This window comes from Pseudomonas sp. FP453 (assembly GCF_030687495.1).
In the GTDB taxonomy this organism is placed as follows: domain Bacteria; phylum Pseudomonadota; class Gammaproteobacteria; order Pseudomonadales; family Pseudomonadaceae; genus Aquipseudomonas.
The window spans coordinates 1,122,659-1,146,069 of record NZ_CP117435.1; the positions used below are offsets into that span (position 1 = coordinate 1,122,659).

A 23,411-nucleotide genomic window follows, 5' to 3' on the forward strand; every position below is an offset into this window, starting at 1 on the left:
GTTTCACTCTTGTTTTTGTCTCGGTCCTAACTGACCTGCTCGGTCCCTGTGGGAGCCGGGCTTGAGGTCAGTTCGAAAAATTGATTAGCGGGTCGATACCGGGCGTTTCACCCAGACTGGCGAGATGCTCGACCCAGAACCGGTGACGTAAAGCACTGCTGCTTCTCCGCGCTCAAGTGCAACCGGCTTCACATCACCGACTTTCTTGTCACCGTCATACAACGCCAGGCTCACTTTCACCGGGTTGATTTCACGCTCGCCACGGCCCTTGGCGGCCACCGACTTGACCACATCGGTCTTGCCATCGGCGGTCTTCAAGGTCAGGGCCTTGTCACTCAGGTTTTGCACACGCACCAGGGATTTCTGCTTGTTCTTGAACGGCGGTTCTTCGATCAGTTGTGGCTGGCCGCTGCCGCTGTTGACCAGGGTGTAGTAGTGGTCGGACGCGAGTTTGACCGGCACGGTCTGGCTGCCGATCTTGGCGCTGTAGTCACCGCCCGGCATAAAGCTGAAGTCGCTGCTGGCCAGCGGCGCGACTTCGCTCAGGTTGGTGCTGCCAACCGTCGCGCTGACTTCCTGGTTCGAGGCGTTGTAGACCCGCACGAAGCTGGAACCTTTCGGTGCAACAGGACCGTACAAGGCCGCATCACCGGCAAAGGCCGACAGGGAAACCACGCTCAGGCCGGCGGCGAGCGCCAGGGTTTTAGCGAGACGACGAGGAGTTGTAGTGAAAGTCATGTGAGTTACCTCTCTTTCAGTTTTGCGCCCGGTCGGGCGTCTCGGATTTAGTGTTCAAAGCCATGTTCTGTTGGCGCGAACCGGCTTGTTTAAGTTGCGCAACCCACGTCGGGTCGGCATCACCGATTTCGTTGTTCACAGGCAGATAACGTTCAGGAAATTCCCAGATCAGCACTTGCGGTGGGTTGTTCTTGAAGTCGTCGCTTTTCAGGTAGCTGAGCATCGGCAGGATCGGGCCGTGGCCGTCTTCCGAATAGTTGATGACGTCGCTGTGCAGGGCTTGCTTGAGCGCGCCGACGAAGTTCCAGTTGGGGTTGGCGCTGTAGCTGGTGCCCACCAGCGCCACCGGGGTTTCGCTGTTGCTGAACAGCGCGTCGTCGCCACCGGTTTCGGCCAGGTGGGTGACGCGTTTTTCCAGCGGTTCTTTGGGGGGCATCAGGTTTTCGAACAGCGGGTCCAGGGGCAGGAACAGACGCAGGTCGCCTTTATGCGGTGCGGTGGTTTCGGCCTCGGTGACAAAGCGCTGTGGCTCGCCGCTCAGCGGGGTTTTCTCGGCAATGCCCTTGGCCAACTGCTTGGCCGCGATCTCGGCACCGTCCGGCGTCCAGTGGGTGTCGGTGCGCAGGAACACTTGCTTGCCAGCCAGCTTGGCCTGTTGCAGCGGGCCGAGCAGGTCGGGGGCCGGGATCTTGTCGGCGGCGACGCGGGCGTGGAAGTCCTGGTACAGGTTGGCGTGGATGCTCGCCGGTTTCACGTCACCGACATGCTCCGGGTACAGGCGCACCTTGGCCGGCACAATCGCCATGACCAACTGGATGCCTTGGGCCTTGAGCTTCTGGCGCACGCCTTCGACCAGCGCGTAGTTGCCTTGCAGGTTCTGGTCTTCGTTGACGATGGGGTTGAACTCTTCGTCGCTGTACAACCAGTGATCGCGGCCCAGCACCACGCCGGGGCGGCCTTCGTTGAACAGCTTGTAGTCCAGCGCCGCCCAGAGGTTGGTGCCGATGCGCTTGATCGGGAACTCGTCGTCGTAGTGGGTCTCGACGGCCTTGGTCCAGCGACCGTTAAGCACCGTCGCGTCGGCGTTGGTGCTGAAGCCCAGGAAACTGCGGGTCGACCACAGCCCCAGCAGCAACAGCATGGCCAGGAACAGGGCGATATAGAGCACGCGGAATGAACGGGTCATGTCGGCTCCCTCAGAATTGGAAGTAAAGGAACGGCGAGAAACTCTGCGCCGACAGTTTCAGGATCGACGCCGCGAACAGCAGCAGCACACAGGCCCGCATGGCGTAGCCCGGAACGGTGCGCGCCGGGTTCGGCGTGGCCGGATGGTCGCGGTAGAAGTCCCGCAGGCCGAAGAACGCCAGGGTTGCGTACGCCACCACCAGGGTCGCCACTTGCAGGCCGGTGAGGCTGGCGCGGTTGAGTTCCGACAGCGACCACTCGTTGAAGCTGAACATCGCGCCATACATGCGGCCGGCGACGTGCAGGTTCTCGGCACGGAAGATCACCCAGCCGACCACCACCAGCAGGAAGGTGAACGCCCAACGCACCGGGTTGAAGCTGCGCGGCGAGGTGTTCAGGCCGATGGCTTTTTCAATCGCCAGCCACATGCCGTGCCAGGCACCCCAGAGGATGTAGGTGATGTTCGCGCCGTGCCACAGGCCACCGAGGAGCATGGTCAGGAACAGGTTGCGGTAGGTGGTCAGCGTGCCTTTACGGTTGCCGCCCAACGTGATGTACAGGTAGTCACGCAGCCAGGTGGACAGGCTGATGTGCCAGCGCCGCCAGAACTCGGTGATCGACTGGCTGATGTACGGCTGCTTGAAGTTTTCCATGAAGCGGAAACCCATCATCAGGCCCAAACCGATGGCCATGTCGCTGTAGCCGGAGAAGTCGAAGTACAGCTGTGCGGTGTAGGCCAGCGCGCCGAGCCAGGCATCGCCCGTGGTCGGGTTTTGCAGGGCGAAGCAATGGTCGGCCACCACCGCGAGGGTGTCGGCAATGAAGACCTTCTTGATAAAACCCTGCATGAATCGCGTGCAGCCCTCGGAGAACTTGTCGAGGGTGTGGGTGCGGTTGTTGAACTGGTCGGCCAGGTCGCGAAAACGCAGGACCGGGCCGGCAATCAGGTGCGGGAAGATCGCCACGAACGCTGCAAAGTCGATGAGATTGCGGGTGGCCGGGGTGTCGCCGCGATACACGTCGATGATGTAGCTGATGGACTCGAAGATGTAGAACGAGATCCCGATCGGCAACAGCACGTGTGTGAGGATAAACGGCTCCAGGCCCGCCGACTTCATCATCAGGTTGATGCTGTCGACGCCGAAGTTGGCGTACTTGAAGTAGCCGAGGATGCACAGGTCGACGGCCACGCCGAGCAACAGCCAGCGCTGGGCCGGCTTGGTGCGCACACCCGCTGCACCGACTTTGAGGCCGATCCAGTAGTTCCACAGCGTGACGGCGGCGAACAGCGCCAGGAAGTCCACTCGCCACCAGGCGTAGAACACATAGCTGGCAATCAGCAGCAGCAGGTTGCGATAGCGTTGCCCGCTCAAGTAGTACAAGCCGAGGAAGATCGGCAAGAACAGAAACAGGAACACATTGGACGAGAAAACCATCCCGATCTCTCCATGTTTAACCAACAGTCAAGGGCAGAGCCCCCCCAAACCCCCCCGGCGAATCTGGAGGGGTGTACGCATTCAGTGTGGGAGCTGGCTTGCCTGCGATGACGGTGTGTCAGTCGACATCAATGCTGAATGTCAGACCGCTATCGCAGGCAAGCCAGCTCCCACATTGGACCGAGTCCAATCGGGAGCTGTGTAATCAGCTGCCTTTGTTGCCTTTTTCATGCGCCGGGTCGTAGACCTTGGTCAGGTCACCCCCCAGGCGGAAGGTCTTGAACGGCTGCATGCCGTGCTTGCGCTCGAGCACATCCGGGGCACAGGTGTAGAGGTTGCAGAAGGGTTCAAGCCAGGCATATTTCATGTCTTCCTTGAGGTCCTTCATGTCCTGTTCCTTGCCGTTCTTCTGCTCGAAGATGTCCGGGTCTTTCACCCCGGCCAGCACTTTTTCACCCAGGCGCTTGAGCGCGCTGTTGTTTTCCTGGCGCAGGTCCACACCGTTGACCAGCGCGAAACTGGCGATCATCGACAGCGGCGGCAGGGCGTAGTTGTGGTACGACAAGGCGCGTTGCTGGCGCTTCAATTCATTCGGCAAAAAGCCCTGGTCATCGACCTGGTTCACGCCGACCTTGTATTCCTTCACCGCCCAATCAAACAGGTCGCGACGGTTGGTGGCGATGGACGTTGCCATCACCGACCACGCGGCCCAGTAGGAATGATTGTTGGTTTTTTCCAGCGGCAGGTTGTCCCAGTCGCTGACCACTTGGTCGGCGAGTTTGTTGAACCACGCCTCGATCAACTGCGATTCCTGCTGGTGGTTGGCCAGCGGGTGCGAGTCGGAAAACTTCAAGCGCACATAGGCCGAGGCCATGCTGCCCAGCGCCCATTTGCGCATGGACTTGCCGGTGTGGTTGAAGTCCTTGGACATCAACGCATCGGCCTTGGCCCAGCTGGTGAGCCAGTTCAAGGTGCATTCCAGCTGCTCCGGACGCCCGTCGCGCATGAACTGCATCACGCGTTTGCTGGTGTCTTTTTCCAGCTTGGTGATATCGGCGGTGCTGTCGCGGAAGGCTTTTTCCGATTGCACGTTCAGCGTGGAACGGGCCTTGTCCGAGCCTTCGTACTTGCTGCGAAATTGCAGCGAGCCGGTGTACGGCGCCGGCATGGCGTCGCAGTCATTCTTGAAGTCGCCGGTCTTGAACGCTTCCACCGGGGCGAAATAACCTTGGGGCGGACGCAGTGGCGCGGCGGCGTTGACTGAGCCGGCGAAGATCGCCAGGCCCAGCAACGTGGGGATCAATAACTTCTGCATAGGTAACCTCATTGCCCGGCTGAGGCGGTCTGTTGACCACCGGCAGGGAATACGTTGCGTGTGCAAATTTTCGCTTCAACCTTCTGCGCGCCCTTTTCTGGACCCTGCACCTCCACGGCCAGCAGGTTCTGCGCGGCCCAGTCTTCATCGGTGCGCAGTTCGAAGGCGAAACGCCCGTCTGTGTCGGATGTCTCGGGTTTTTCGATCTTGATGTCCTCGTGGCGCCCGTTCATGTACCAGAGGGTGGCTTGCAGGGTTTTCACCGACGGGTCGGCGAAGCGGATATCAACCTGGTGATTGGCGTTACGCAGGTCTTTGTTCGAACTGTTGACCATCAATTCGTTCTTGCCGGGTTTCAACGACGTGCTGGCGCTCATCTGTGCCGGCTTGCCTTCGCAGCCGTTGTCCAGCAGCGACATCATCTGGCGGTAGATGGTCTCCTGGTCCAGGCGGTACAGCGGCGAGAATTCCCAGATAAGGATTTTCGGCGGGCTCTTCTGGAATTCATCGCTGCCCAGGTACTGGATCATCGAGCCTTCCAGGCCACCGCCGGGGAAGGCGACGTTGAGGATGTCGGCACCGATTTCCTGTTCGAGGAAGCCGGCAAAGTTGTAGTTCTTGCCGCTGTGGCTGGTGCCGACGAGGGTGATCTGCGGGTTGCCCGAATCGCCGAACAGGTCGCCGTCGCCCGCTTCGCCCTTGGGCTCGGTGGTGAACTGGTCCATGTACTGGATCGCGTAGCTGGTGCCGCACAGTTGCCCGGCCATGTTGTGCAGGGTGCCGGTCTTGCCCATGCGCCCGGAGCGGGTGGTTTCGAATTCGCGCTTGGGAATATCGGCGAACTCGGGCATGGCGCGCACTTTGGCGCCGACGATTTTTGCCGTGCGCTGGGCGCCGTATGGCGTCCAGTGTTGGTCGCCACGGAAGTAGAAATCGTGGGCGGGCAACTCATCCGGCAGTTGCTCATTGGTCAACGGCGACAGGTCTGGCACCACGTAGCCCATCTTGGCGAAACGGCCGAGCATGGTCTTGTAGTTACCCAGGGCCTTGTCGAAGTCGAACTTGGCTTTCTCTTCGGGGTTGAGCTTGTTGCGGTTCACCAGGCCACGGGTCGGCTGGTAGACCACCACCAGTTCCACGCCCTTGGCCTTGAACGCATCGTGCAGTTGCTGCATGCGCTTGTAGCCGGCCGGGGTGGTGTCGAATTCGGTACGCAGGTCTTCCTGGGTACGGAACAGCCAGTCGCCCTGGGCTTGCACCAGGGTGGTGAAGTTCTGCTGGTAGCGCGTGTTGTAGTTCTTCGCGTCATGGGCCGCCGGGCACAGGCTGCAGCACGGTTCGGCAGTGAAGCTCGGCGCCTGCACTTCATCGGCGCGCACGCCTTGGCTGGCCGCGAGCAGGCCGAGGGTCAGACCCGAGAGGCTCAGCAGTTTGATCATGTGTGGGTGCATAAGGGTCATCCTCAGTCCTGCATTTCGGTCTGGCGTTCGACAGGGTCGATCAGCACGGCTTTCTGCTGGCGCACCAGCAGGTCGAGAATCTCTTCCTGGCGATCACCCAGCACACCGTTGAAGCTGATGCCGCTGGATTTGGTCGGCGCCAGCATCGACACGCGGTACAGCTCCACGCTCAACGGCGAGTCGATGGACAGCGGCCCGCTACCGTTGCCCGCGAGTTCGCCGCCGACCACGATCAGCGAGACTTTCGCGTCAAACGGGTCGAGGGCGATGTCGCGGTCGGTGTCGGTCAAGTCCTTGATATGGCCGTAGAGGCCGGTCAGGCCGTTGGCCATCGAGGTGTTTTCGTACAGCTTGATGTTCACGCTGTTGCGCACGCGGATGCCGTGGCGACGGTTGGCGATCACCTTGTTGCCCCACAGCAGGTTGTCGCCGCTCTCATAGAGGGTGATGCCGTCGGTGTGGTTGCGGTAGAACTCGTTGTCGGCCACGAAGTTGTTGACGCTGTTACGGTCCAGCACCAGGCCCGAGAGCTTGTTGTCGTAGCTGCGGTTGTTGAAGATAAAGCTGTCGTTCACTTCCCGGGAAATGATGATGCCGTGCTTCTTCTTCGTCCCGTAGACCGTGTTGTCGGCGATTATCAGGCCGTGGGAACGGTCGTGGGGGTCGATACCGTAGACGATGTTGTCTTTGTAGGTGTTGCCCTTGATGACAAAGCCTTCGGTCTCGTAGCAGTAGAAGCCGTACCACATGTCCGAGAACTCGGAGTCGATGATCCAGCCGGTCGGCTCGGAACGCTTGAGCACCTTGGCCATGTTCGGCGTGTACTGGGAAATACTCACGCCGTAGGACTTGCTGTTGGCGTAGCCAAAGCTGGCCATCTCTGTCTTGGAGATATAGGTCTCGGTGCCGCCCCAGGCCAGCAGGAACGGGCGGAACTCCTTGGGCGACTTGAACAGCGCCGGGCCGTTGGCTTTTTCGCTCCAGCCGGTGACTTTCGTATCACGCACAAACAGTTGGCCGTCGTTGATCAGGAACGAACCGGCTTCCTGGGACAGGCGCAACTCCTGGGTCTTACCGTCGATGTCGAGGATGCCCTTGCGCCCCACCACAATCGGCAGCTTGGCGAGGAACACACCCGGCGACGTCTCGCTGAAGTACTGCTTGGGCACCTTGCCCAGCAAGTCCTTGAGGTTCATGTAGCCGTCGTCGACAAAGATCGCCTGGGGAATGCCGTGTTGGCGCACCACCCATTCGGCCATCTTGTTGTCACCGCCGATAAAGTCCTTGAGGGCGTCTTCCTGCATCATGCGGCGGATGCTGGCCTTGCCCTGTTTGCTGCGCACGATCTTCTTTTCCATCGCCGCCGCGGTGTAGCCCGACAGGTCAGGCAAGGCCGGCTTGGCCATTTCCAGCGGCGCCGTCGGCGGGCTGGAAATGGTGTAGGTCTTGGCCTGTTGCAGCCCTTTGGCGATGGTCGGCGCCTTGACCGGCTGCGAGGTGTCGGCGAAGGCTGTGGCGTTGGCCATCAGCATCGCGGCGACCAGCAACGTATGAGGTTTCATCGCGCAGGCTCCCATCAGAATTTCCACACAACGTCGACAAACGCACGGTGCATGTACGAGTCGACCTTGCTGCCGTAGGCGTCGCCCGGCTTGAACACGCCGGCACGGAAGCGCACCAGGGCCGAAGGCTCGTCAATGGACTGGCTCAGGGCTGCTGGCAGCAAGCCTTTCTTGAAGTACTTGGTGACCACCAGGTCCATTTCCTGGCCCAGGTCTTTTCTTGCCATCGGCCAGTGGCAGCGAGGTGCTCGATACGATGTCGCCAGCAGCGTTGGTGGTGTTGTCCAGCACCGCGATACCGCTGCTGCTGACCGGCTTGTTGCCGTCTACGCGCCAGAACTTGTGGTACACCAGGCTGGCGTCAGTCCTCGCGCAGCTGCCACGAACCGAACAGGCTCATGGACTGCATGTTGTTCATCTCGCCGCGAAACGCTTCGCCGAAGCGGTGTACGCGGGACTGGGTGCCGGTCCAGTTCGAGCGGTTGCTTTGCAGGCCGTTCTGCTCGTAGTCGGCGCTGGCGCGGGCATAGGCCGCACCCACTTGCCACTGCGGGTCGAGGCGCAGGCGCACGCCGATGTCGGTGGCCCAGCCACTGAGGTCGTCGCTGTTCTTGGCTTGCGCCGGACGTTCACCGTCGGCGGTCAGGGCGTTGACCTTGTCACGGTCGCCGCGCATGCCGGTGATGCTGGCCCAGTAGTTGACAGTGTTGGTGTTGCGCCAGTTATAGGCGTCACTGTTGGCTTCGATGCCGAGCCAGGTCAGGTCGCCGTTCTCGCGCTTGTCCAGCGAGTCGGTGGCCACACCGGGTTCTGGGTAGTCGAGCTTGCCGTTGTCATGGGTGTGGTGGCCGCGCAGGCCGATCCACTGGCCGGGCGTCCACTGGTAGGCGGCGTCGGCGTAGAGGTGCTGGCGGTCTTTGTCGACCGGGGACAGTTCCTTGAGGTCGGTGCGGTATTCGCTGAAGCGTTCGGCGACGCCCACATTGGCTTTGAGCAGGGTGGTGTCGAACGTCCAGTTCAGCGCTTCGATATTGGTGTCGCGCCATTGGCCGTCGTCATTGCGCAGGCGTTGGCGACCGAGCTTGAGGATCTCGCCAGGGTAGGGCGTGAAGCCGCTGTAGCCGACCCAGAACTCGCGCATGGCCAGGTAGTTTTTCTTGGCCTTGCGATCGTTGTTGGTGGTCTGCTGGTTTTGATCATCGGCGGACGCTTGCAGGGTGTCGGTTTCGATGATGTCGCTGGACACCACCGCCTGCCCCATTGCATAGGCGCTCCACGCGCCGCTTTCACCGTAGATCCATGGGCGCACATCCAGGCCGATGCCGTTGACGTCGCCGCCTTTTTGCGTGCCCAGGTCGCGGTCGTCTTCGGATTGGGCGGTCGCTTTGACTTCCAGGCCGAAGTTCTTGGCTTCGGTCAGCGCCGCCAGGGTCGGACACGACCACAGCAGGGCGAAGGTCAGGCCAATACCGGCCTTGACGAATGGGTTGAGCTTCATAGGGATTCCTCGCCGTCGTCTTCTTCCAGGGCGTGCAGTTGCAACGTGCTCTGGGCCAGGGTGCCGCGGGTGGCCAGCTCTTGTTGCACCAGGCGTTGGCCCTGGGCGCGTTGCTCCGCTGTCAGCGGCGCTTCAAGTTGCGTGGCCAGGTCGTTGGCTTCCGGCGTGTCCTGGGCTTTGGCCAACTGGCTGAAGACATAGGCGTTCAATGGGTCGGGCTTGGTGCCCTTGCCTTGGGAAAACAATTGGGCGATGGCGAAGTCGGCGCTGTTCTGGCCGTTGCGCGCAGCGGTCAGCAGGTGGTCCAGGGCCTTTTGCGAGTAGACCTGGCCGAGGTAGCCACGGCGGTAGATCTGGCCGAGGTAGTAATCGGCGGCGACTTCCTTGCCCTGGGCTTTCTGGAAGTGCGCTTCGGCAGCCTTGGCGTCGGCCGGCACCCACTTGCCTTCGTAGTAGAGCTTGCCCAGCAACAGCTCGGCGCGCGGCTGGTCGGCGGCGCGGCCGTTGTCCAGGTACTTCATCATCTGGTCCACGTCGCCCAGTTCGGGGAAGTCGTAGAGCAGTTGCGCCAGGCTGACCCACGACGCCGGGTAGCCGGGGGCGATTTTTTCCAGCAGGGCCTGGGCGGTTTTTTCGTCCGGGGTGCCGAGGCTGGCATCGCCGAGTACGCGGGCGACACTGTCGACACGCTGGGCGGTGACGGTGCCACGGCTGTAGCCGGCTTCCATCTGCTTGAGCAGCTCGGCCTGTTTCTCGGGCGCGGCTTGTTTCTGGTAGACCGTGGCCAGCTCGACGTAGCAGATGTCGGTGGTGTTCAGCGCGGCTTTGCAGATGCGCTCAACATCGTCCAGATGCTGGTCGTAGGTGCCTTGGGTGCGATACAGCAGCACCTGGGCCAGACCGGCTTCCGGGTAACCCGAGGCTTGCCATTTACTGATCTGCTGCTGGGCGTTTACGTTCGGGAAACTATGCGGGTATTGCAGATAGAGCATCGCCAGCGGAATCAGGGTGTTGCCTTCGCCATTGGCAAAGGCTTTTTTCAACAGGCCTTCGGCTTCGTGGTGTTCGGCTTCGGTGCTGCCGGGCTTGGCCACGAGCAGGCGACCGAGACGGGCCTGGGCGCGCGGCGAGGTATCGGCGGCTGCGCGGTAGGTGGCTTCGGCCTGTTTGATCTGCGCCGGGTCGCGGGTGCCCACCTGGATATCGGCGAGGCCGACTTGGGCCTCGCTGTAACCCAGGTCGGCCAGTTGCTGGTAGTTCTGCTGGGCGGTGACGGTGTCGCCGCGTTTCAGGGCTTCGTTGGCCAGGCGTTGGTCGGGCAGGCCGGCGCAGCCGGCTAAAGAGATGGCTAGCGCCAGCGCGCAAGAGGCCGAAGCGAAGTGCGATCTGCTCTGTGTGGGAGCTGGCTTGCCTGCGATGGCGGTGTCGAATTCACCACCGCCATCGCGGGCAAGCCCGGCTCCCACATTGGCCGGTGTTGTTGTTGAAATAGGGTTCACAGGCATGTCCTCTGCTTACAGACCGTTGGCCATGGCTTTGTCGATCAGCCAGTTCAGCGACGGACCACGGTCGCTGGTCACTTCCACCGGGCGGCCGGCGTAGGTGCTGTCCAGCGGCGCGTCAGGCTTGATCTGTACGCGGATGTCGGAGGACAGGTCGGCGCTGTTCAGGCTGGTGCTGCTGACGATGGTGCCGGTGCGGGTCTGTTCTTCGTCGGCGACCTGGAAGCTCACCTGGGTGCCTGGACGCACGTCGGCGAACTGGCGATAGGTGAAGCGCGCTTCCACATTGGCCTGGCTGCCACGTGGCACCAGTTGGAAGATCACGTCGCCTTTGTTGGCGTATTGGCCATCGGCGACCATTTGCTGGGCGACTACGCAGTCGCACGGCGAGGTCAGGGTGCCGGTCATTTGCTTGCCGAACAGCTCTTCAACCTTGGCCGGTTGCAGTTGGTCTTCGTCCAGGTGGCCCTTGAGCACATCCAGCATGCTGGTGCTGAAGGTCGCCAGCGGCGCGCCTTTGGCCGCAATCCCGTCACCTTTGAGCAGGCTTTGTACGGTGCCGTCGCGGGGCATGGTCACGTTCATGCCGGGCACGCTGACCAGACCGGCCTGGGCATGGCTGACGAAGTACATGCCGTACACCGACTTGAAGACGAAGCCGAATGCGGCGAGGCCGACGATGAAGATGCCCGCGCTGAACACCACGGCCCGCAGGCGACCGAAGGCGGTCATGCCGCTGCCGCTGTCCTTGACCTTGCGCGCCTTGGTGAAGTTGTCCCGTTGCAGGGTCGCCAACACTTCGCCCATCGACACGATGTCACCGGACAGGTGCGAAGTGATCAGGTGGCGCAGGGTGGAAATATCCTGCTGCTCCAGGTTCTGGAACTGGCAACCGGTGCGGCCGCTCTGGCGGTCGTGGGAGCGGATCTGCAGCTCCACGTCCATCGCCAGGCCAAGGTTATCGATCACGAATTGCAGGCGGCCCTTGTGCACTTCACCGACGTTCAGCGGCTGGGTGGCGGTGAACGCCAGGCCGCCGGCAGACAGGTCGATTACCCGCGCTTCGGTGGGTTTGCCGTCATTGCCGAAGAAGCGCAGCTTGGCCGGGATTTTGACCCGCGCATGTTGGCGCTGGGCTTCGGATTCGTGGACAACGTTGACGTTTGCTTGGCTATTCATGGTGTGTAGTTCCTAGTTAATTCAGGCTTGGCTGGGTCAGACCATCATCAGCAACACGGCGACGAAAATGCTGCCGGCGGAGAAGGTCATGGTCCGAGACGACCAGGTGTTGAACCAACGTTGAAAGCTGGCCAAATCGCGGGTCAGTTTGGTGTCCTGGCGGGTCCAGGACTGTTGATCAAGGCGGAAGAACACGTAGATCTTCACCAGCGCGCCCATGATCTGGTTGTAATAGAGAATCACCGGGTACGCCGGGCCGATGGTGTGGCCGGAGCACGACAGCAACAGGGTGAGGATCAGGCGGGTGATGCCGATCCACAGCAGGTACGCGAGGATGAAGGCGCCGCCGTATTTGAAGGTGGCGATGATTGCCACGGTCAGGCCAAGCAGGGAGGTCCACATCGATACGCGCTGGTCGAACAAGACCACGCTGGTGAACAGGCCCAGGCGACGCACACCCAGGCCGAGGGCGCGGGAGTTCTGGCGCAGGTTGTTGCCGTACCAGCGGAACATCAGCTTGCGGCTGGCCTTGATAAAGCTCTTTTCCGGCGGGTGTTCCACGGTGTTGATCGCGGCGTCGGGCACGTAGAAGGTGTCGTAACCGAGGCGCATCAGGCTGAACCAGCTGGATTTGTCGTCGCCGGTGAGGAACTTGAAGCGGCCCAGGCGCCAGTGTTGCAGCGAGTCGCTTTCGACGTCGGCGATGAAGTCCGGGTTGGTCACCACACTGGCGCGGAACACCGACATGCGCCCGGTCATGGTCAGCACGCGCTTGGACAGGGCCATGGAGCACATGTTGATGTGGCGTTGGGCGAAGCGCAGCTTGTGCCACTCGCTCATGATGTAGCCGCCGCGCACTTCGCAGAATTCGTTGGTGGTCAGGCCGCCGACATTGCCGAACAGCTGGAACCACGGCACGGTCTTGCGCACGACGCCTTCGGCGAGCACGGTGTCGCCATCGATCACGGCGACCACGGCGCGGTCATCCGGCAAGTGGCGGGAGATCGCACGGAAGCCGAAGGCCAGGCCGTCGCGCTTGCCGGTACCGGCGATGCGCACGAAGTCGAGCTTGACGTGCTCGGGCGGGTTCATGCGTTCCCAGAGGCTTTTCACCAGCAGCTCATCGGACATTTCCACCAGCGAGCAGACCACGGTGGTGGGGAAGCCGCATTCGATGGCTTCGCGGATCACCGAGCTGTAGACCTGTGCGGTGGTCAGCGCATCGATACGGAAACTGGTGACCATCAGGAACACGTGGGACGGGTCGGCGGCCTTGCCCAGCTTGCGCACTTTGCGGCGCAGGTGCGGGTAGACCACGTACAGGAACAGCATGCCGCGAAAGAAATGCGTAGCACCCATCGAGTAGCGCCAGATGCCGACGGCGCCAATCAGGAAAATAAAATTCTTCGACTCCGAGTCGAACGTACTCGCCGGCAAGAGCAGGGCGAGTCCCATCAGCAGGCTGAGAAAGAACAGCCAACCGGCAGATTGCAGTAGTACGTGTTTTAACTTGGACATAAGCGTCATCCGAAGGTGATGAAGGCTCCAGGCGGCGCGCGCTGGGGATGGAAACGCGCGCCGCCGGGAACTTGCCGTTGCTGTTACCAGCAAATGCCTTCGGTACGGCCGGTGGTGCAGGTGGCCTTGGACATGAAGCCCACCAGGTCGATCACTTGCTTGCCGTGCGGGGCGTTCTGCGCCAGGGCGCGGAATTTCTCGTCACGGTTGCCGAGGATGATCACGTCGGAGTTGTTGATCACATCATCGAAGTCCGAGTTGAGCAGGGACGACACGTGAGGGATCTTGCCTTCGATGTAGTCCTTGTTCGCGCCGTGGACACGGGCGTACTCGACGTTGCTGTCGTAGATGCTCAGGTCGAAGCCCTTGCCGATCAGCATTTCGGCCAGTTCCACCAGCGGGCTTTCGCGCAGGTCATCGGTGCCGGCCTTGAAGCTCAGGCCCAGCAGGGCGACTTTGCGCTTGTCGTGGCTGTTGACGATGTCAAAGGCGTTTTGCACCTGGGACTCGTTGCTGCGCATCAGCGAGTTGAGCAGCGGCGCTTCCACGTCCAGGGAGCTGGCGCGGTAGGTGAGGGCGCGCACGTCTTTGGGCAGGCACGAACCGCCAAAGGCGAAGCCTGGGCGCATGTAGTACTGGGACAGGTTGAGGGTCTTGTCCTGGCACACCACTTCCATCACTTCACGGCCATCGACGCCGACGGCCTTGGCGATGTTGCCGATTTCGTTGGCGAAGGTGACCTTGGTGGCGTGCCACACGTTGCAGGTGTACTTGATCATTTCGGCGACGGCGATGTCCTTGCGGATGATCGGCGCGTCGAGTTCTTCGTACAGCGACTGCAGGACATCGCCGGAGGCTTTGTCGAATTCGCCGATGACGGTCATCGGTGGCAGGTCGTAGTCGGCGATGGCGGTGGATTCACGCAGGAATTCCGGGTTGACCGCGACGCCAAAGTCGACGCCGGCTTTCTTGCCGGAGCAGTCTTCGAGGATCGGGATCACCACGTTGGCCACGGTGCCGGGCAGCACGGTGCTGCGCACCACGACGGTGTGGCGGGTGGCCTTGTCACGCAGGACAAAACCGATCTCGCGGCACACGGCCTCGATGTAGTCGAGTTCCAGGTCGCCGTTTTTCTTGCTCGGCGTACCGACGCAGATCATCGACAGGTCGGTGTCGCGAATGGCGTCGGCGAAGTTGGTGGTGCCACGCAGTCGGCCGGTTGCAATACCCTGGCTCAACAGTTCACCCAGACCTGGTTCAACGATCGGCGATTTGCCTGCATTGATCAGGTCGATCTTGTCCTTGGAGATGTCTACGCCGACCACTTCGTGGCCACGGGCAGACAGGCAACCGGCACAGACTGCGCCAACGTAACCGAGACCAAATATGCTGATGCGCATCGCATTTACCTCTTTAATATTCATGCCAATAATTGGCCGGAGTTCATGTTTGCAAGCGTCACTGATGCCACGAAAGTTGGGCGAATAGACGCCGACTTACCGTGTACAGGCATGTTGAATAACGAGTGACTAACTATTGCACTCAAGTTGTGCGCAACTTGGCCTTGTTATTGGGGCTTGCCCTCAAATGCAGCCGGTCTTCCTGGGGGAAGGGCCCGGCGCCAGTGCCGCAGGGTCTTGATAGAGGCGTTAAGCCCTTTAATATCAATGCCTTGGGTGTCATCACCGACACATTTGGGTAAGCGCTGCCTTGGCCTATAGGGGTTAGCAATTGATCCTTATCGCTGCCCTCAACTCACTATCAGTTGATGATGTGACCCATGAGTCAAAGTTGTTGGGCAACTTTGCTACTTCCTTGGATCGCTGTGTAAGTTATCTCCTACAGAAACAGAGAATTTCGTTACCGGTGGTATGAGCCGCCCATTTTGACGAAGTTCCAGCCCGCTCATCCTGTTTCCAGAAATTTCCTGAAATATTAGAAAAGATGGCACTGGTACTATATTGATAGCACTTGCTATTTTGGCCAGTAGTTACAGGGAGTTGGTGCGAGGGGATAGTTTTGTGCCACTACTGATTTAAAAAAGTGGTGCCACTACGAAAAAAAATGACGAATGTCGAGTGAAAGAATTGTTAGGAGTACGTCAAAATGTTTTTTGACGTCAAATAAATGGCGATTCTGGCAGTGGAATGCAATAAAAAATGTGGGAGCTGGCTTGCCTGCGATAGCGGTGGGTCAGTCAGCACTTCTACTACTGATACACCGCTATCGCAGGCAAGCCAGCTCCCACAATTGAACATCTGTGTTCTGGAGAGCTTTATTCCGGTGCGTGATCGCGCAAAAACACCAGTTTGTCCGGCTTGGACTGCTCCGCATTGAAGCGATAACCCTGCACATCGAATTCCTTGAGCCTGGCCGGGTCGCTGATACGTTCTTCAATCACAAAGCGGCTCATCATGCCCCGGGCTTTCTTGGCGTAGAAGCTGATGATCTTGTACTGGCCGTTCTTCAAGTCCTTGAACTCGGTGTTGATGATCCGCGCGTTCAGGGCCGTGCGCTTGACCGCCGAGAAGTACTCGTTGGACGCCAGGTTCAGCAGCACATCGTCACCTTGCTCGGCCAGGGCTTCGTTCAGCCATTCGCTGATTCGGGTGCCCCAGAAGGCGTAGAGGTCCTTGCCACGGGCGTTGGCCAGCTTGGTGCCCATTTCCAGGCGGTACGGCATCATCAGGTCCAGGGGGCGCAGCAGGCCGTAGAGGCCGGAGAGCATGCGCAGGTGGTCCTGGGCGTAGCTGAAGTCGGCGTCGCTGAAAGTCTGGGCATTCAGGCCGGTGTACACGTCACCCTTGAACGCCAGCAGCGCCTGCTTGGCGTTGGCCGGGGTGAACGCTGGGGTCCAGCTGCCGAAGCGGGCGGCGTTGAGGCCGCCGATCTTGTCGGAGACATGCATCAGCTCGCTGATCTGCGCCGGGCTGAGTTCGCGCAGTTGCTCGATCAGTACCTGGGAATGGTCCAGGTACTGCGGCTGGGTAAAGCGCTCGGTGGCAGGCGCGGTCTCGAAATCGAGGGTCTTGGCGGGGGAAATCACCGTCAGCATGAAGTCGTCTCCTTAAATCGTGCGGGGATTCTAGGGGCTTGGGCGGTTTGACTCCACCTATGATGGCGATAGGCACGATCCGCTATGATGGGCGGTAACTCTGGAAAGGAAGACCTTGCGTGCGAATAGCGCTTTTATTGTCGGCATGCCTGCTGTGCCTGAACGTCCATGCGGCGCCGGCAGATGTGGCCAGCCTGGACCGTGGCACCTGGCCCGAAAAACTCAGCAGCCCGGCGCTGTTCGACGTGGCCTCGCGCGCAGAAATCCTCATGTTCGCCCACAGCCTGCTGGCCAGCGAAGCCCAGGATGAAGCAGCCCTCAAACAGCGCCTGGGGTTGAAGATCGTCAACCTGGCCGCCATCGACGACCTTCGCCGGCAGCTCTGGCAGCGCCTGCTGGAGAACTACACCTTCGCCCAGCAGAGCTGCGAGGAGGACGCCTCGTTCTGCTACCTGGTGGAGAACATGGACGACTTGCGCGAGCAGGCCGGCAAGTTCGAGGTCAGCGAAAATTCTTTCTATATAGGGTGGGCGGCCCCCAGCCATGCGTTTCACGAACGTTATCTGGATGAACTGCTGCGCAAGGCCGCGCTGTTCCCGCAGATCAGCAGCGAAATCGCGCGTTTCGGCGACCATGAGCGCAATGGCGATGAATTCAACGACCGCCTGTTCCTGCTGACGTTTGACGGTGGCCCCGCGCCCGTCAGTGGCAACACCGATTGGCTCGCCGACTACCTGCGCAAGCAAAAGATGAACGCCACCTTCTTTGTTCTCGGCAGCAGCTTGCAAACGCGGGTGGAGCGCAGTTCCGCCGCCGATGTGCAGGCGTTGTACCAAGGCCAGTGCGTGGGAACCCAGGGCTGGCAGTACCGCTCCCACAGCCACTGGGTCGATTGGCAAAGTTCGATTACCCGCAGCGCCTCGCTGGCGCAGAACCTGATGCCGGAAAACTATGTGCCGCTGTTCCGCCCGCCGTACGGCCAGCGGCGCGCCGACAGCCAGGGTTTCTTCCAGTCCCAGGGCCTGCAGGTGGCGTTGTGGGACATCGATTCCCAGGACGAACCGGGCAAGCTCAAGGCCGATGAGTCGGCGCAGCGGGTGCTGACGCTGATGTTGCTGTGGCGCAAAGGGGTGATTGTGTTTCACGACACCCAGGACAAGGCGCGGGTCGCTTTGCCGCAGTTGCTGCAGGCGACGGCACAGAGTGGATTGGGTTGGCAGGACTGCCGTGAGGCGTTTCGCTGAAGTGCCCGGCCCTGTTGGGTGCGGGGCCTTTTTGGGGTGATTTTGTGCGACAAATCGATGCAGGCGGACTTCCGACTTTAACGGGGTGCATGGCACTCGGCTAGTGCTATTCGTCATCCTGAAAAATAAACTTCAAAAAAGCGTCAAAGTGCTTTTTCCTGTCACACGTTTTGCGGTATTACGAAGTCAGATCGCCGAAACCTGCAACACAGGTGGCGTCTTTCCAGACTCCTCATGTGGGCATGCACTTGACGTCCCTCAGGTGCATTCGGTGGTCGAATCGAGGCGCAGCACCGCCCAGGTATTGCGTCGACTGGCTCCCACAAAAGGTGACCGAGTATGGATGATCATGGACGCACCCCTTCTTCCGACCAGCCAATCCTTTATGTGCTTGATACCAACGTATTGATCCACGATCCAAACGCACTGCTCAACTTCGAAGAACACCACGTCGCCATCCCGATGATCGTGCTTGAGGAACTCGACAAACTCAAAAGCGGGCACCACAGCGTGGCCGCCGAATGCCGCCAGGCGATCCGCCTGATCGACAAGACGCTGGGCGAAGCGTCGCCGGAAGACGTCGAGGTGGGCGTACCGATCCAGCGCGGCAAAAGCGGGCCCAAGGGCTTGCTGTCGATCCTGATGAGCAAGCGCAGCGAGCCCAACAGCGTGCTGCCGGAAAACCTCAACGACAACAAGATCATCAACCAGTTGATCGACCTGCACGCGCGTGACAAGGACCTGCGCGTGGTGCTGGTGACCAAAGACATCAATATGCGCCTCAAGGCCCGTGCGTGTGGGATCGCGGCCGAGGACTACAGCACCGACCAACTGGTCGATGACGTGTCGATGCTGTCCCGTGGCTATCACATGATTACCGGCTCGTTCTGGGACCGTGTCAGCAAGGTTGAAACCCGCCAGGACCATGGCCGCACCTGGCACCAGGTGCAGCTGATCGAAAACCTGCCGGCTGTGCATATCAATGAATTCATCGTCGATGAACAGGGCTTCGTGGGCTGGATCAAAGAGATCCAGGTCGACAAGCTGCTGATCCTCGACCTGCATCAGGAACCCCTGTTGCATCAGGAAGCCTGGGGCCTGAAACCGCGAGACATCTACCAGAGCCTGGCGCTGTACGCGCTGCTCGACCCGGACATCCACCTGGTCAACCTGACGGGCGCCGCCGGTTCCGGCAAAACCATCCTCGCCCTGGCTGCCGCGATCGAGCAGACCATGGTCACCAAACGCTATCGCCGCATCATCGCCACCCGCAGCGTGCAGGGCCTGGACCAGGAAATCGGCTTCCTGCCCGGCACCGAGGCGGAAAAAATGGAGCCGTGGCTGGGGGCGATCACCGACAACCTCGAAGCCTTGCACATGGATGACGAAAACACCCATGGCAGCGTCGACTACATCCTCAGCAAAGTGCCGTTGCAGTTCAAATCCCTCAACTACATCCGGGGTCGCAGCTTCCAGCAAAGCCTGATCTTGATCGATGAATGCCAGAACCTCACGCCGCACCAGATGAAAACCATCATCACCCGTGCCGGCGCCGGTTCCAAAGTGGTGTGCCTGGGCAACCTGGCACAGATCGACACCCCTTACCTGTCCGCGACCAGCTCCGGGCTGACTTACCTGACGGAACGCTTCAAGGACTTCCCGAACGGCGTGCATATTGCGCTGCAGGGTGTGCCTCGTTCGATTCTGGCTGAATACGCCGAGTCCCACCTCTAACCATGGTCGATAGGGAGCTGGCTTTTTGTGGGAGCTGGCTTGCCTGCGATAGCATCACCGCGGTGTAGCTGATACACCGCGGTGCCTGCATCGCAGGCAAGCCAGCTCCCACACAAGCCAGCTCCCACAAAGGCATGCGCAAATCTGACCGCCGGGTTTACAATCGCTGCTCCTGATCAGGAGTATCCCTGTGCTGACTCATCTCGATTCCCAAGGTCGCGCCCATATGGTCGACGTCACCGACAAGTCCGTGACGTTCCGTGAAGCGGTGGCCGAAGCCCGGGTGCGCATGTTGCCCGAGACCCTGCAAATGATTGTCGACGGCGCCCACCCCAAGGGCGACGTGTTTGCCGTGGCCCGCATCGCCGGGATCCAGGCGGCGAAAAAAACCAGTGATCTGATCCCGCTGTGCCACCCGCTGATGTTGACGGGCGTCAAGGTCGAACTGAGCGCCGATGGCGCAGACTCGGTGCACATCCTGGCGCGCTGCAAACTCTCCGGCCAGACCGGCGTGGAGATGGAAGCGCTCACCGCCGCCAGCGTCGCGGCATTGACCATCTACGACATGTGCAAGGCCGTGGACCGCGGCATGACCATCGAAAGCATCCGCCTGCTGGAAAAGCTGGGCGGCAAGAGCGGACACTTCAAGGCGGACCAGGCATGAGCATCAACGTATTGTTTTTTGCGCGTTACGCGGAAGCGGTGGGCTTTGACTCGCTGGAGATGGAAGGTGATTTCGCCACCGTCGATGCGGTACGCCTCGCGCTGGCCAGTGACCCGGAGTTTGCGGTGCTCAACGAGACCAGCCTGATGTGCGCGCGCAACGAAGAGTTGTGCAGCCTCGATGAACCGGTGCAGGCGGGTGACGAAGTGGCGTTCTTTCCACCCGTGACTGGGGGCTGATCATGGCCATTCGTGTTCAGGTCCAGGCGTTTGATCCCGGTGCTGAAGTCAACGCGATGCACGCGGCCAATGTAGGCGTGGGCGCGGTAGTAAGTTTTGTCGGCTACGTGCGCGACTTCAACGATGGCCTGGACGTGGCGGGGATGTTCCTGGAGCACTATCCGGGCATGACCGAAAAAGCCCTGGCCAAGATCGCCGTGGAAGCTGAGCAGCGCTGGCCATTGCTCAAGCTGGAAGTGCTGCATCGCATCGGCGCGCTGGAACCGGGTGAGCCGATAGTGTTTGTCGGAGCCGCCAGTGCCCATCGCCAGGCGGCGTTTGACGCCTGTGCCTTTGTGATGGACTACTTGAAGACGCGGGCGCCGTTCTGGAAGAAAGAGCACACCAGTGAAGGCCCGCGTTGGGTGGAAGGGCGTAGCAGCGACCATGCCGCCGCTGACCGCTGGAAGTAACAGGCTAAACACAGAACCCAATGTGGGAGCTGGCTTTTGTGGGAGCCGGGCTTGCCCGCGATGCAGGCGCCTCGGTTTGTCAGTTGAACCGAGGTGATGCCATCGCAGGCAAGCCAGCTCCCACAAAAGCCAGCTCCCACATTTTTAGCGCATTTCAGCGTTAAGGGCGTTTGCGTTCCACGGCGCGCAACAGGTGCGTCGGCGGCGTCTCACAACTGATCTTGCGCCCCAGCAACGTCTCGATCGACGGCAACTGATACGAATCATCTTCCCCGGCAAAACTGATCGACACACCCGCCGCGCCCGCACGGCCAGTACGGCCAATACGGTGCACGTAGTCATCCGGCACTTCCGGCAGGGTGAAGTTGATCACATGGCTGATGCCATCAATGTGAATGCCACGGCCCGCCACGTCAGTGGCCACCAACACGCGGATCTTGCCTTCGCGGAAGCCTTCCAACGTCTTGATGCGCTTGTGCTGCGGCACATCACCCGACAACTGCGCTGCGTTCACACCATCCCGCACCAGGCGCTCTTCGATGCGGCGCACTTCGTCCTTGCGGTTGGCGAACACCATCACCCGTTCCCAACCGTTGTCGTTGACCAGGTTGTAGAGCAGTTTGTACTTGTCGGCACCGGCCACGGCGTAGATGTGTTGCTCGACGTTTTCGCTGGCGACGTTTTCCGCTTCGATCTCGACGATGGACGGGTCGGTGGTCCACTGCTTGGCGAGGTTCATCACGTCTTCAGTGAAGGTCGCGGAGAACAGCAGGGTCTGACGCTCGGATTTCGGTGGAGTCTGGCGAATGATCTGGCGTACTTGCGGGATGAAACCCATGTCGAGCATGCGGTCGGCTTCGTCCAGCACCATCACTTCGACCATGTCCAGGTGCACGTCGCCGCGCTGGTTGAAGTCCAGCAGGCGGCCCGGCGTGGCGACCAGGATGTCGCAGTGGCGGGCTTCGAGGTGCTTGAGCTGCTTGTCGAAATCCATGCCGCCAACAAAGGTCATGACGTTGAGGCCGGTGTACTTGGTCAGGTCGGCGGCGTCCTTGGCGATCTGCACCACCAGCTCGCGGGTCGGGGCGATGATCAGTGCGCGCGGCTCACCCATGTAGCGCTCTTTCGGCGGCGGCGTTTGCAGCAGCTGGGTGATGATCGAGATCAGGAACGCGGCGGTCTTGCCGGTGCCGGTCTGGGCGCGGCCGATGGCGTCTTTGCCGGCCAGGGTGAAACCCAGCACCTGCGCCTGGATCGGCGTGCAGTACGGGAAACCCAGGTCCTGGATGGCGTGCATCAGTTCCGGGGCCAGTTTGAAATCGTGGAAGCGGGTCTTGCCTTCCTGGGGCTCGACGACGAAGTCTTCGAGTTTCCATGGAATCACCGGCGGTTTTGGCGCGCGTTCACGGCGCGGTTTCGGGGCCGGTGCAGCGTCTTTTGCCGGTTCAGGCGCGGTCACCGTAGGCGTCGTCGGCTGGGCGACAGGCGCAGTCCGAGCAGGCTGTTGGCCGTCATTGCGGCTGCCGGCAGGCGGGACAGGAGCACTGGGAACAGGCGCGAGCGGCTCGGCCTCGCTTTTGCCGAACATCTTCTTGAGTGCTTCGAGCACGGTGATCTCATTAATTGGTTAAGGAATGTACGCCGGCCAGTGTAATGCAAGAAACGGGCGCGGCGTAGTGCGTCTGTCATACGGCTACATAAACCCGGGGTTTCAGCCCAGGCGAGTGCTTAACCAGGTGCCGATGTCGCGGATTTCCTCGGGTAACACTTCGTGGCCCATTGGGTATTCCTGCCATGTCACGGTGACACCACGGCTCTTCAAGTGCTCATAGGCGCTGCGGCCCATGGCGTTTTGCACCACGTCATCGTACTGGCCGTGCAGGCACAGGGTCGGAATTCGCTGCTGGCTGGCGGATAACTCCAGCTCATCGCTGAAGGTCGGTGCATAGGTGGAGAGTGCAATCACCCCACCCAAGGCTCCCTGCCATTTAGTAAATGCCGTGTGGAAAACCACCGCGCCACCCTGGGAAAAACCGGCGAGAAAAATCCGCGAAGCGTCTATCCCGCTGCTTTTTTGTTCCTTGATCAAGTCGGTAACCATTTTGGCCGATTCTTCCAACTCTTCCAGGCTGATGGAACGGGCCGGGCTCATGGCCTTGATGTCGTACCAACTGGGCATCTCGTAGCCACCATTGATCGTCACCGGACGGGTCGGCGCCTGGGGCAAAACGAAACGGGTACTCAGCAGGCTTTCTTGTAGCGCTTCGGCCACCGGCAGGAAGTCGTAGCGATCGGCACCCAGGCCATGCAACCAGATTACGCAGGCGTCTGCGGGCTTGGCGGGCTGAAGAATCAAGGGGTCGGTCATGTCTGCTCCATATATGTGCGCGCGCTCCGATTGGGTGCGTCGGAACGGTGCGCGACAGGGTGATCTGTTAAGAGAATGTCGCAAGGTTGAATCTTTTTCTATTGACCGTGGGCTGAAACGACTCAGCGCTCAGTCTGGTACGGCGCTTGCTATGGAGAAACCGATGTCAGGTCTCTCTCCTGGCGGTAACACTATCAGTGACAGCCGCCTCTGGGATAGCAACTGGACTTACAGCGACAGCCTCTAGCCGTTTGACCCTAAA

Annotated in this window: 18 protein-coding genes and 1 pseudogene; 5 read left to right on the forward strand and 14 right to left on the reverse strand. The window is 60.6% G+C overall.

Going from position 1 to position 23,411, the window contains the following annotated elements; translation table 11 throughout:
- Window positions 1-84: 84 nt before the first annotated feature.
- From PSH87_RS05035 to yaaA, 12 genes and pseudogenes are all read right to left on the reverse strand, one after another.
- Window positions 85-738, reverse strand: coding sequence for an alginate O-acetyltransferase AlgF (locus PSH87_RS05035; protein ID WP_305432789.1), 654 nt, complete (start codon window positions 736-738; stop codon window positions 85-87).
- A 16-nt stretch (window positions 739-754) separates the two neighbouring features.
- Complete coding sequence (locus PSH87_RS05040) at window positions 755-1,924, reverse strand: alginate O-acetyltransferase (protein WP_305432790.1); 1,170 nt, start codon at window positions 1,922-1,924, stop codon at window positions 755-757.
- Window positions 1,925-1,934: 10 nt separating this feature from the next.
- Window positions 1,935-3,359 (reverse strand): MBOAT family protein, encoded by a 1,425-nt coding sequence (locus PSH87_RS05045; protein ID WP_017738662.1) that lies wholly within the window; start codon window positions 3,357-3,359, stop codon window positions 1,935-1,937.
- Window positions 3,360-3,564: 205 nt separating this feature from the next.
- The gene (locus PSH87_RS05050) at window positions 3,565-4,674 is read right to left on the reverse strand and encodes a mannuronate-specific alginate lyase (protein WP_017738661.1); all 1,110 of its coding nucleotides are present in this window, start codon (window positions 4,672-4,674) and stop codon (window positions 3,565-3,567) included.
- Window positions 4,675-4,682: 8 nt separating this feature from the next.
- Window positions 4,683-6,125: an alginate O-acetyltransferase gene (locus PSH87_RS05055; protein ID WP_305434256.1), complete on the reverse strand. Its 1,443-nt coding sequence runs from the start codon at window positions 6,123-6,125 to the stop codon at window positions 4,683-4,685.
- An 11-nt stretch (window positions 6,126-6,136) separates the two neighbouring features.
- Window positions 6,137-7,711: a mannuronan 5-epimerase AlgG gene (algG, locus tag PSH87_RS05060; RefSeq protein ID WP_305432791.1), complete on the reverse strand. Its 1,575-nt coding sequence runs from the start codon at window positions 7,709-7,711 to the stop codon at window positions 6,137-6,139.
- Window positions 7,711-9,194: pseudogene (locus PSH87_RS05065) on the reverse strand (alginate export family protein). The gene algG and the pseudogene PSH87_RS05065 overlap by 1 nt, the downstream one beginning before the upstream one ends.
- The gene (gene algK, locus PSH87_RS05070; protein WP_305434258.1) at window positions 9,191-10,612 is read right to left on the reverse strand and encodes an alginate biosynthesis TPR repeat lipoprotein AlgK; all 1,422 of its coding nucleotides are present in this window, start codon (window positions 10,610-10,612) and stop codon (window positions 9,191-9,193) included. Before algK ends, PSH87_RS05065 begins: the two are co-directional and overlap by 4 nt.
- 96 nt (window positions 10,613-10,708) lie before the next feature.
- Entirely contained in the window at window positions 10,709-11,875 is a 1,167-nt protein-coding gene (locus PSH87_RS05075) for an alginate biosynthesis protein Alg44 (RefSeq protein ID WP_257783050.1), read from the reverse strand.
- Window positions 11,876-11,911: 36 nt separating this feature from the next.
- A complete protein-coding gene (alg8, locus tag PSH87_RS05080) occupies window positions 11,912-13,393 on the reverse strand; it encodes a mannuronan synthase (RefSeq protein WP_017738655.1) in 1,482 nt (493 codons plus the stop codon).
- A gap of 83 nt (window positions 13,394-13,476) precedes the next feature.
- Window positions 13,477-14,793, reverse strand: a complete 1,317-nt coding sequence (locus PSH87_RS05085) for a nucleotide sugar dehydrogenase (protein WP_017738654.1) — start codon at window positions 14,791-14,793, stop codon at window positions 13,477-13,479.
- Window positions 14,794-15,668: 875 nt separating this feature from the next.
- Entirely contained in the window at window positions 15,669-16,448 is a 780-nt protein-coding gene (gene yaaA, locus PSH87_RS05090) for a peroxide stress protein YaaA (RefSeq protein ID WP_017734521.1), read from the reverse strand.
- A 119-nt stretch (window positions 16,449-16,567) separates the two neighbouring features.
- Here yaaA and PSH87_RS05095 point away from each other — a divergent pair, with 119 nt between their 5' ends.
- The 5 genes from PSH87_RS05095 to moaE all read left to right on the forward strand — a co-directional run bounded on the left by PSH87_RS05095 (window position 16,568) and on the right by moaE (window position 20,781).
- Window positions 16,568-17,692 (forward strand): polysaccharide deacetylase family protein, encoded by a 1,125-nt coding sequence (locus PSH87_RS05095; RefSeq protein ID WP_305432792.1) that lies wholly within the window; start codon window positions 16,568-16,570, stop codon window positions 17,690-17,692.
- A 339-nt stretch (window positions 17,693-18,031) separates the two neighbouring features.
- Window positions 18,032-19,426 (forward strand): PhoH family protein, encoded by a 1,395-nt coding sequence (locus PSH87_RS05100; protein WP_017734523.1) that lies wholly within the window; start codon window positions 18,032-18,034, stop codon window positions 19,424-19,426.
- 190 nt (window positions 19,427-19,616) lie between these two features.
- Window positions 19,617-20,090, forward strand: coding sequence for a cyclic pyranopterin monophosphate synthase MoaC (gene moaC / locus PSH87_RS05105; protein WP_017736740.1), 474 nt, complete (start codon window positions 19,617-19,619; stop codon window positions 20,088-20,090).
- Window positions 20,087-20,329, forward strand: a complete 243-nt coding sequence (gene moaD / locus PSH87_RS05110) for a molybdopterin converting factor subunit 1 (protein WP_017736739.1) — start codon at window positions 20,087-20,089, stop codon at window positions 20,327-20,329. The genes moaC and moaD overlap by 4 nt, the downstream gene beginning before the upstream one ends.
- 2 nt (window positions 20,330-20,331) lie before the next feature.
- Window positions 20,332-20,781: a molybdopterin synthase catalytic subunit MoaE gene (gene moaE / locus PSH87_RS05115; protein WP_017736738.1), complete on the forward strand. Its 450-nt coding sequence runs from the start codon at window positions 20,332-20,334 to the stop codon at window positions 20,779-20,781.
- Between the two features lie 160 nt (window positions 20,782-20,941).
- Here moaE and rhlB read toward each other — a convergent pair whose 3' ends face one another.
- Both rhlB and PSH87_RS05125 read right to left on the reverse strand, forming a co-directional pair.
- The gene (gene rhlB, locus PSH87_RS05120; protein WP_305432793.1) at window positions 20,942-22,390 is read right to left on the reverse strand and encodes an ATP-dependent RNA helicase RhlB; all 1,449 of its coding nucleotides are present in this window, start codon (window positions 22,388-22,390) and stop codon (window positions 20,942-20,944) included.
- A 102-nt stretch (window positions 22,391-22,492) separates the two neighbouring features.
- Complete coding sequence (locus PSH87_RS05125; RefSeq protein WP_017736736.1) at window positions 22,493-23,149, reverse strand: alpha/beta hydrolase; 657 nt, start codon at window positions 23,147-23,149, stop codon at window positions 22,493-22,495.
- Window positions 23,150-23,411 lie beyond the last annotated feature (262 nt).

Coding starts and splice junctions, on each gene's coding strand:
- PSH87_RS05035 (WP_305432789.1), bottom strand. CDS start 738: ATGACTTTCACTACAACTCCTCGTCGTCTCGCTAAAACCCTGGCGCTC.
- PSH87_RS05040 (WP_305432790.1), bottom strand. CDS start 1,924: ATGACCCGTTCATTCCGCGTGCTCTATATCGCCCTGTTCCTGGCCATG.
- PSH87_RS05045 (WP_017738662.1), bottom strand. CDS start 3,359: ATGGTTTTCTCGTCCAATGTGTTCCTGTTTCTGTTCTTGCCGATCTTC.
- PSH87_RS05050 (WP_017738661.1), bottom strand. CDS start 4,674: ATGCAGAAGTTATTGATCCCCACGTTGCTGGGCCTGGCGATCTTCGCC.
- PSH87_RS05055 (WP_305434256.1), bottom strand. CDS start 6,125: ATGCACCCACACATGATCAAACTGCTGAGCCTCTCGGGTCTGACCCTC.
- algG (WP_305432791.1), bottom strand. CDS start 7,711: ATGGGAGCCTGCGCGATGAAACCTCATACGTTGCTGGTCGCCGCGATG.
- PSH87_RS05075 (WP_257783050.1), bottom strand. CDS start 11,875: ATGAATAGCCAAGCAAACGTCAACGTTGTCCACGAATCCGAAGCCCAG.
- alg8 (WP_017738655.1), bottom strand. CDS start 13,393: ATGTCCAAGTTAAAACACGTACTACTGCAATCTGCCGGTTGGCTGTTC.
- PSH87_RS05085 (WP_017738654.1), bottom strand. CDS start 14,793: ATGCGCATCAGCATATTTGGTCTCGGTTACGTTGGCGCAGTCTGTGCC.
- yaaA (WP_017734521.1), bottom strand. CDS start 16,448: ATGCTGACGGTGATTTCCCCCGCCAAGACCCTCGATTTCGAGACCGCG.
- PSH87_RS05100 (WP_017734523.1), top strand. CDS start 18,032: ATGGATGATCATGGACGCACCCCTTCTTCCGACCAGCCAATCCTTTAT.
- moaD (WP_017736739.1), top strand. CDS start 20,087: ATGAGCATCAACGTATTGTTTTTTGCGCGTTACGCGGAAGCGGTGGGC.
- moaE (WP_017736738.1), top strand. CDS start 20,332: ATGGCCATTCGTGTTCAGGTCCAGGCGTTTGATCCCGGTGCTGAAGTC.
- PSH87_RS05125 (WP_017736736.1), bottom strand. CDS start 23,149: ATGACCGACCCCTTGATTCTTCAGCCCGCCAAGCCCGCAGACGCCTGC.